Annotated in this window: 10 protein-coding genes and 1 tRNA gene; 5 read left to right on the top strand and 6 right to left on the bottom strand. The window is 62.0% G+C overall.

Annotated elements, in window-relative coordinates; translation table 11 throughout:
• The first annotated feature begins 99 nt into the window (after nt 1–99).
• A complete protein-coding gene (locus OKC29_RS17925; protein ID WP_017410927.1) occupies nt 100–594 on the top strand; it encodes a hypothetical protein in 495 nt (164 codons plus the stop codon).
• A 60-nt stretch (nt 595–654) separates the two neighbouring features.
• On the opposite strand, the gene OKC29_RS17930 is transcribed toward OKC29_RS17925, so the two are convergent.
• On the bottom strand, nt 655–1,572 hold the full coding sequence (locus OKC29_RS17930) for an AraC family transcriptional regulator (protein WP_073351501.1): 918 nt from the start codon (nt 1,570–1,572) through the stop codon (nt 655–657).
• Between the two features lie 113 nt (nt 1,573–1,685).
• Here OKC29_RS17930 and OKC29_RS17935 point away from each other — a divergent pair, with 113 nt between their 5' ends.
• Together OKC29_RS17935 and rclC are read left to right on the top strand one after the other, a co-directional pair.
• Entirely contained in the window at nt 1,686–2,015 is a 330-nt protein-coding gene (locus tag OKC29_RS17935) for a carboxymuconolactone decarboxylase family protein (RefSeq protein ID WP_017410929.1), read from the top strand.
• A gap of 42 nt (nt 2,016–2,057) precedes the next feature.
• Nucleotides 2,058–2,627: a reactive chlorine resistance membrane protein RclC gene (gene rclC / locus OKC29_RS17940; RefSeq protein WP_073351497.1), complete on the top strand. Its 570-nt coding sequence runs from the start codon at nt 2,058–2,060 to the stop codon at nt 2,625–2,627.
• Nucleotides 2,628–2,739: 112 nt separating this feature from the next.
• Here the strand turns inward: rclC and OKC29_RS17945 are convergent, their stop codons facing one another.
• Genes OKC29_RS17945 through rsgA form a run of 5 tightly spaced genes read right to left on the bottom strand, consistent with a single transcriptional unit; the run spans nt 2,740 to nt 5,580 of the window.
• Nucleotides 2,740–3,138 (bottom strand): hypothetical protein, encoded by a 399-nt coding sequence (locus OKC29_RS17945; protein WP_073351496.1) that lies wholly within the window; start codon nt 3,136–3,138, stop codon nt 2,740–2,742.
• A gap of 2 nt (nt 3,139–3,140) precedes the next feature.
• On the bottom strand, nt 3,141–3,392 hold the full coding sequence (locus tag OKC29_RS17950; RefSeq protein ID WP_011707214.1) for a DUF2960 domain-containing protein: 252 nt from the start codon (nt 3,390–3,392) through the stop codon (nt 3,141–3,143).
• 4 nt (nt 3,393–3,396) lie between these two features.
• Complete coding sequence (locus OKC29_RS17955; protein WP_029299157.1) at nt 3,397–3,648, bottom strand: VF530 family DNA-binding protein; 252 nt, start codon at nt 3,646–3,648, stop codon at nt 3,397–3,399.
• The gene (gene asd / locus OKC29_RS17960) at nt 3,645–4,517 is read right to left on the bottom strand and encodes an archaetidylserine decarboxylase (RefSeq protein WP_017410933.1); all 873 of its coding nucleotides are present in this window, start codon (nt 4,515–4,517) and stop codon (nt 3,645–3,647) included. Before asd ends, OKC29_RS17955 begins: the two co-directional genes overlap by 4 nt.
• A gap of 28 nt (nt 4,518–4,545) precedes the next feature.
• Complete coding sequence (rsgA, locus tag OKC29_RS17965; RefSeq protein ID WP_039215125.1) at nt 4,546–5,580, bottom strand: small ribosomal subunit biogenesis GTPase RsgA; 1,035 nt, start codon at nt 5,578–5,580, stop codon at nt 4,546–4,548.
• Nucleotides 5,581–5,671: 91 nt separating this feature from the next.
• Between rsgA and orn the strand changes: the two genes are divergently transcribed.
• Nucleotides 5,672–6,217 carry an oligoribonuclease gene (gene orn, locus OKC29_RS17970; protein WP_045526077.1) on the top strand — a complete coding sequence of 182 codons (546 nt, stop codon included), beginning with the start codon at nt 5,672–5,674 and terminating at the stop codon, nt 6,215–6,217.
• Nucleotides 6,218–6,394: 177 nt separating this feature from the next.
• Nucleotides 6,395–6,467, top strand: a tRNA-Gly gene (locus OKC29_RS17975).
• Nucleotide 6,468: the final 1 nt, after the last annotated feature.

Genomic DNA, 6,468 nt, shown 5'->3' on the forward strand with positions numbered 1-6,468 from the left:
TGACTCATTTCTGCCGATCCCTGCTGACAGTCTGTGTCGCTGACGCCATAATAGCCGCCGGTCGGCCGATGGCCGGATTATATGGATGAGAGAAGCAGCATGAAAAAGATTGTGGGAGTAGCACTGGCCCTGTTGATGGCCGGTTGTGCCAGCGACAACAATGGCGGCGAACAGTACCGCTATACCCCGCCGGTAGCCAAGGCGACCAACAACACCCAGGAGATGCAGATCCCGGTGGATCTGGTGTGGGCCCGTGCCGAGAAGTGGTTTGGCGATCACGGTCTTAACATCGAGAACAGCCAGCGCGGCTCCGGCCTGATGACCGCCAACGTCGAGAATTCGGCCGACGGTCTGGAGTGGCTGGATTGCGGTACCATGGGTTCCAAGGTCGCACTGGGCAACCCCAACCTGCAGATCAACCTGATCATCACCCAGAGCGGCAACAACAGCGTGGCGACCGTCAACGTCAAGGGCAACACCCAGCTCTACTTCGTCGAGTCCTCTGGTGAGCGGGTGCTGGCACCCTCCATCACCCCGGTGTGCGTCTCCCGCGGCAGCCTGGAACAGAGCCTGTTCTCCACCCTCGGCAATTAAGTCGCGCCGAGTGCCAGCAAAAACCCCGTTGCCTGCAACGGGGTTTTTGTTTTTGGCTCGCTAGCCGGGCAGGGCCGGCCAGCCCTGCTGGCGAAAGCGGCCTGGTGCCATCCCGCTCGATTGCTTGAATGCCTTGGCAAAGGAGGCCTCCGACTGATAGCCGACCCGCTGTGCCACCTCGCCGAGGGGGAGTTGATCCGGGTGGCGCAGCAGCTCGGCCGCTCGCACCATCCGCACCCGCACCATGAACTCCCAGACGCTGCAGCCCAGCCGTTGGCGAAAGTGGCGAAAATAGGTGGCGCGGGACATGGCGGCCAGCGCTGCCAGTTCATCCACGCTCCAGGGGTGGGCCGGGTCGGCCAGCATGGCCTGCAGCGAGCCCCCCAGCCTGGGGTCCTGCAGGGCACCGACCAGCCCGAGCGCCCCGTGCGGATCGCTGGCATGGGCCCGCAACCCCATGGCCAGCAGCACCTGACTGAGGGCCGTCAGCACAGCCCCCGAGCCCTGCTGTTCGCGCAGCAGCTCCTGGTGGATCAGGCTGAGCACCAGGCTCAGCGCCTGCTGCGACTCGCTGGCGAGCAGCGGGATGCAGAGCGGGCTGGGCAGGGCATCCAGCAACAGTGGCCGCAGCGGTCCCTGATAGCGGTACTCGCCGCACAGAAACTCCACCTGATCGCCGCCATCGCCCCTTAGCGGCAGCAGCCCGTCGCCCGGCTCGGCCAGGGTCAGGGCATCGCCTTCGCGCCAGATGGTATGGGGCTCGCCACCGGGCAGCAGCAGCAGATCGCCCGGTCGCAGGACCACGTCATCGCCCTGCGCCGTGCTGACCCGGATCTCTCCTTTCATCAGCAGGTGAAACGGCATCACCCCGGCCGGGCTTTGCTCATGGGGCAGTCTGAAACCGCCGCGATAGAGGCAGCGCACGTCGAACGTGCCCTGGATGCCGGCCTGGCTGATCAGCTGGTCTATCTGGTTCATGATTCTATTTGACTGTTATTTGCGTCTTTAAAGTATTAAACGACTCACTGCTCGATGCAATACTGGTTTCATCGAGCAGGCAGGGGCCTGTTCTGCCAAACCGGAGAATCAAGATGCAAGACTGGGATCAATACCGTAAACAGTTGATGGGCCGCGTCATGGAGCTGGGCACTCTGAGCCCGGATACCCTCAAGGGCTATCAGCAGCTGTCGGCCGCCGGCAGCAAGAGCGGCGTGCTCGATGGCAAGACCCGCGAGCTCATCTCGCTGGCGGTGGCCGTCACGACCCGCTGCGATGGCTGCATCGCCGTCCATGCCGATGCCGCCCTCAAGCAGGGTGCCAGCCGTGCGGAGATCGCCGATGCACTGGGCGTGGCCGTTGCCATGAATGCCGGGGCAGCCATGGTTTATTCCGCCCGGGTGCTGGATGCCATCGATCGTTGAGGCTGTGCGGGGCCGGCTGCGGCCGGCCCCTGAGGAGTAAGGATGTTGATATTCAATCGCTTGCTGGCCGTGCTCGCGAGTGGTGATCGTCTGGGCGCGACCCTCTGCCGCATTGCCGTCGGGGTCGTGTTCATCTGGATCGGGCTCTTGAAGTTCATTCCCTACGAGGCGGACAGCATCACCCCTTTCGTGGCCAACAGCCCCTTCATGTCGTTCTTCTATGAACATCCGGACCAGTATCGTCAGCACCTCAATCACGAGGGGGAGCTGGTGCCGGAAAACCGGGCCTGGCACGAGCAGAACAACACCTATGGCTACTCCCATGGCCTGGGCGTGGTGGAACTGGTGTTCGCCCTGCTGATCCTGGCCAATTTCCGCTTTCCCCTGCTGGGATTGGTCGGGGCCATGATGGCGTTTCTGACCCCCTTCGTCACCTTCAGCTTTCTGGTGTTCACGCCGGAAACCTGGGTGCCGGCGCTGGGGGATGCCCACCACGGTTTCCCCTATCTGTCGGGAGCGGGGCGGCTGGTGCTGAAGGACATCATGATGCTGGCGTGTGGTTACATTGCCATGGTGGATTCGGCCAGGACCCTGCTGGCCAGACGTGGATGAGTGACCCTGCCTGCCGTTTGCCGCACCCTGCCGGGTGCGGCTTTTTTATGGGGCGCGAGGCATGCATAAAAAAGCCCCCGGCGGGGCCGGGGGCTTGCAGAAGGTTGCCGCGTTAGCGGGCGACGTCGCCGTGAAACAGCGTCTGCTCGCCGGCTTTGAGCACATAGCCCTTCCAGGGGAAGAGGGTGTAGCCGCTGCCTTGCCACGACCAGTTGCCTTCCGTCCCCTGGCGGGTGAGCAGGTGCTGCTCGCCGCTTGGCAGGGTCAGCTCGGCCTGGCTCTGATCGGCGTTGAACAGCACGAAGGCGCTGCTGGTCTGGCCGACATCGGTCGGATTGAGCCGGATGCCCTGCTCGAACAGCCGCACGCACTGCTTGGTCAGCGCCGACCACTGATAGCCCGCACTGCCGATGCAGCCATGGCTGTCGCGATCACTGCCAACCAGATGTTGTTCCGGGGTACTGCAAGCCGCCAGCAGCAGGGAGGCGGCCATCAGGGTCAGGGTGCGCATGCTTACTCCTTGGCGTCCCGTTCGATGACGATGTTGGAGAAGCCCAGCTCCTTGAAGTAGTTCTCCCGGTAATCCTTCACGCTCTTCTTGTCGCGCCGGCACACCTGGGCCAGTTGCTCTTCCATGGCGTGGAAGCTGGCCAGGTTGATCCCCTCGGCAGCGGCAATGGCATCGTAGATGCTGTTGAATTTGTCGTTGGCGTAGCCAATCTCTTTGGTTTTTTTGCCGTAGGTGTAGGTAATCTTGAACGCCATGGCGTTATTCCTTTGATTTGGCCTGCTTGCGCTGGACGTACAGATAGAGGCTCTCGACCTTCTCCCGGGCCCAGGGGGTCTTGCGCAAGAACTTCAGGCTGGACTTGATGCTGGGATTATCGGTGAAGCAACGGATATTGATCTGCTGTCCCAGCTCTTCCCAGCCATAGTGCGCGACCAGGGCGGTGACGATGGCTTCCAGGGTCAGCCCGTGCAGCGGGTTGTTCTTCTGCGAGGAGGCGGGCTGCTCGCTCATGCCTGCGCCGCCAGCTTGGCAAAGGGCTGACCCATGCGGGTGGTGACCCCGTTGGCCAGATGGGGCTCGAAACCGGCCAGCATGCCCGGGCCAAACAGACAGACCACGGTACTGCCCAGCTTGAATAGGCCCATCTCGGCGCCTTTTTGCAGGGTAATGGCTTCGTCGCCGCTGTAATCCCAGCGCACGACGCGCTTCTCTTTGGTCGGCGCTATGTTGCCGGCCCAGATGGTCTCGATGCTGGCCACGATAGTGGCGCCGACCAGCACCAGCGCCATGGGGCCGTGCGGGGTGCGGAAGGTGGCGACCACCCGCTCGTTGCGGGCAAACAGGTTGGGTACGTTCTCGGCGGTGAGCGGGTTGACGGAGAAGAGATCCCCTGGCACGAACACCATGCTCTCCAGCACGCCGTCCAGCGGCATGTGGATGCGGTGATAATCCTTGGGCGCCAGATAGATGGTGGCGAAGTCGCCATCCTTGAACGGTGCCACCAGATCCTCATAACCGCCCAGCAGCTCGCGGGCGCTGTAGTCGTGGCCCTTGGCCTGAATGATGCGGCCCTGCTGGATCGGACCGAGCTGGCTGACGGTACCATCCACCGGCAGCGCCAGGGTCATGGCATCCTCGACCAGGGGGCGGATCCCCGGCTTGAGTTCGCGGGTGAAGAATTCGTTGAAGCTCTTGTAGTGGGCCGGACTCTCGTGCAGCGCCTCGCTCATGTCGACCTGGTACTGCTTGATAAAGGCCTCGATCACCCTGGTGGTGAGGTTGCCTGCTTCGGCAGCCGCAAGTTTGCCGACCAGGCGGGAGAGGGCGTGTTTGGGCAGACAGTATTGACCGGCAATTTTCAGGTTGTCAGTAATGCTCATGTTCATCATCAAGGTAGGTTGAATAGGGTCACAGCCGCGCCTGTTGGCGACCGTGACGGGCTTCCTGCATGGTTTCCAGGATGCGGTGATAGTTGTGGAAGCGATCGGCGCTGATAGCGCCACTGTCGACGGCGGCCCGCAGGGCGCAGCCGGGATCGTCCTTGTGGGTGCAGTCGCGGAACTTGCAGCCACCCAGGTAGTCGCGAAACTCGACGAAGCACCAGGTGATGCGGTCGGCCTCCAGATGCCAGAGGGCGAACTCGCGGATCCCGGGGGAGTCGATCAGATCGCCGCCGCTCGGGAAGTGATAGAGTCGCGCCGTGGTGGTGGTGTGCTGGCCGAGCCCCGAGTTCTCGGAGATCTCGCCGGTGAGCACATCCAGCCCCGGCATCAGGGCATTGGTGAGCGACGACTTGCCGACCCCGGACTGGCCGACGAAGATGCTGATCTTGTCGGTCAGGGCGGCTTTCAGCTCATCGAGCCCTTCGCCGCTCTCGCAGCTTACCAGCAACACCTCGTAACCGAGCTTGCGGTAGGTCTCGAGCTGGCGCTCGATACGGGCACGGGCCGCGTCATCGAGCATGTCGACCTTGTTCAGCACGATCAGGGGGCGGATCTCCACATCTTCGGCGGCCACCAGATAGCGGTCGACGATGTTGGTGGAGAACTCGGGCATCACCGCCGAGACGATGATGATCTGGTCGATGTTGGCGGCGATGGGTTTGACCCCGTCGTAGAAGTCCGGCCGGGTCAGCACCGAGTGACGCGGATGCACCGCCTCGATGACGCCGGCAGTCGCGGCATTGAGGCCGGGACGCCACACCACCTTGTCGCCGCACACCAGGCTGCTGATGCTGCTGCGTCGCAGGTTGCTGCGGTGGATGGCACCATCGCTCGCCTCGACGTCTGCGTGCTGACCAAAACGGCTGATCACCACCCCTTCGATGGCCGGGCCAAACAGGGTGTCATCCACGACCGTGGTGTGCTCTTTTTGCAGCCGCCGCTCGCGGTTGGCCTGGACGCGCCTTTGTTGACCCAGATTGAGTTTTGCTTTCTTTGCCACTCGATTCGCCAGTTTATGAACAGATCCAAAGCCAGTATGATACATGCAAATTGGCAAAATTCCGCCATTCCTCCCAATAGAGAGAGCAATCATGACAGTCAGCGCGCAGAACCTGGTATGGATCGACATGGAGATGACGGGTCTGGACCCCGAACAGAATGTGGTACTGGAGATCGCCACCATCGTCACCGACAAGGACCTGAACGTGCTGGCCGAAGGGCCGGTCATCGCCATTCACCAGAGCGATGAGGAGCTGGCCAAGATGGATGACTGGAACGTCAACACCCACACCAACAGCGGTCTGGTGGCCCGGGTCAAGGCGAGCCAGCACGATGAGGCGAAAGCCGTCGCCGAGACCCTCGAGTTCATTCGCCAGTGGGTGCCGGAGCGTACCAGTCCGCTGTGCGGCAACAGCATCGGCCAGGATCGTCGCTTCATGGTCAAGCACATGAGCGATCTGGAAGCCTTCTTCCACTATCGCAACGTCGACGTCAGCACCATCAAGGAGCTGGTGCGCCGCTGGCAGCCGGCGCTGCTGGATCAGTTCAAGAAGAGTGGTACCCATCAGGCGCTGGACGACATCCGCGAATCCATTGCCGAACTGCAGTTTTACCGCAGCCACGTCTTCAAGATCTGAGTCTGCGGCAAGGGCTTGTGCTCTCCCGGTTGCTAAAATCGACAGTTCGACCAGCTTTTGAGCGAACGCGCGCAACCAGACAAAAAAGCCCTTGCAATTGGAATGTCTGCTCTTATAATTCGGCTCCCGTACAGTAGCGCAAGCAACCAAATGCTGTACGGCCGTTTTAAGGTAGTTGCGGGAATAGCTCAGTTGGTAGAGCACGACCTTGCCAAGGTCGGGGTCGCGAGTTCGAGTCTCGTTTCCCGCTC

It is taken from the genome of Aeromonas sp. QDB34 (genome assembly GCF_027705405.1).
In the GTDB taxonomy this organism is placed as follows: domain Bacteria; phylum Pseudomonadota; class Gammaproteobacteria; order Enterobacterales; family Aeromonadaceae; genus Aeromonas; species Aeromonas hydrophila.

Bases quoted from the DNA above. Each gene is read 5' to 3' on its own strand.
- rclC (WP_073351497.1), top strand. From the start codon at position 2,058: ATGTTGATATTCAATCGCTTGCTGGCCGTGCTCGCGAGTGGTGATCGT.
- orn (WP_045526077.1), top strand. From the start codon at position 5,672: ATGACAGTCAGCGCGCAGAACCTGGTATGGATCGACATGGAGATGACG.
- asd (WP_017410933.1), bottom strand. From the start codon at position 4,517: ATGAGCATTACTGACAACCTGAAAATTGCCGGTCAATACTGTCTGCCC.
- OKC29_RS17935 (WP_017410929.1), top strand. From the start codon at position 1,686: ATGCAAGACTGGGATCAATACCGTAAACAGTTGATGGGCCGCGTCATG.
- OKC29_RS17950 (WP_011707214.1), bottom strand. From the start codon at position 3,392: ATGGCGTTCAAGATTACCTACACCTACGGCAAAAAAACCAAAGAGATT.
- OKC29_RS17930 (WP_073351501.1), bottom strand. From the start codon at position 1,572: ATGAACCAGATAGACCAGCTGATCAGCCAGGCCGGCATCCAGGGCACG.
- OKC29_RS17955 (WP_029299157.1), bottom strand. From the start codon at position 3,648: ATGAGCGAGCAGCCCGCCTCCTCGCAGAAGAACAACCCGCTGCACGGG.
- OKC29_RS17945 (WP_073351496.1), bottom strand. From the start codon at position 3,138: ATGCGCACCCTGACCCTGATGGCCGCCTCCCTGCTGCTGGCGGCTTGC.
- OKC29_RS17925 (WP_017410927.1), top strand. From the start codon at position 100: ATGAAAAAGATTGTGGGAGTAGCACTGGCCCTGTTGATGGCCGGTTGT.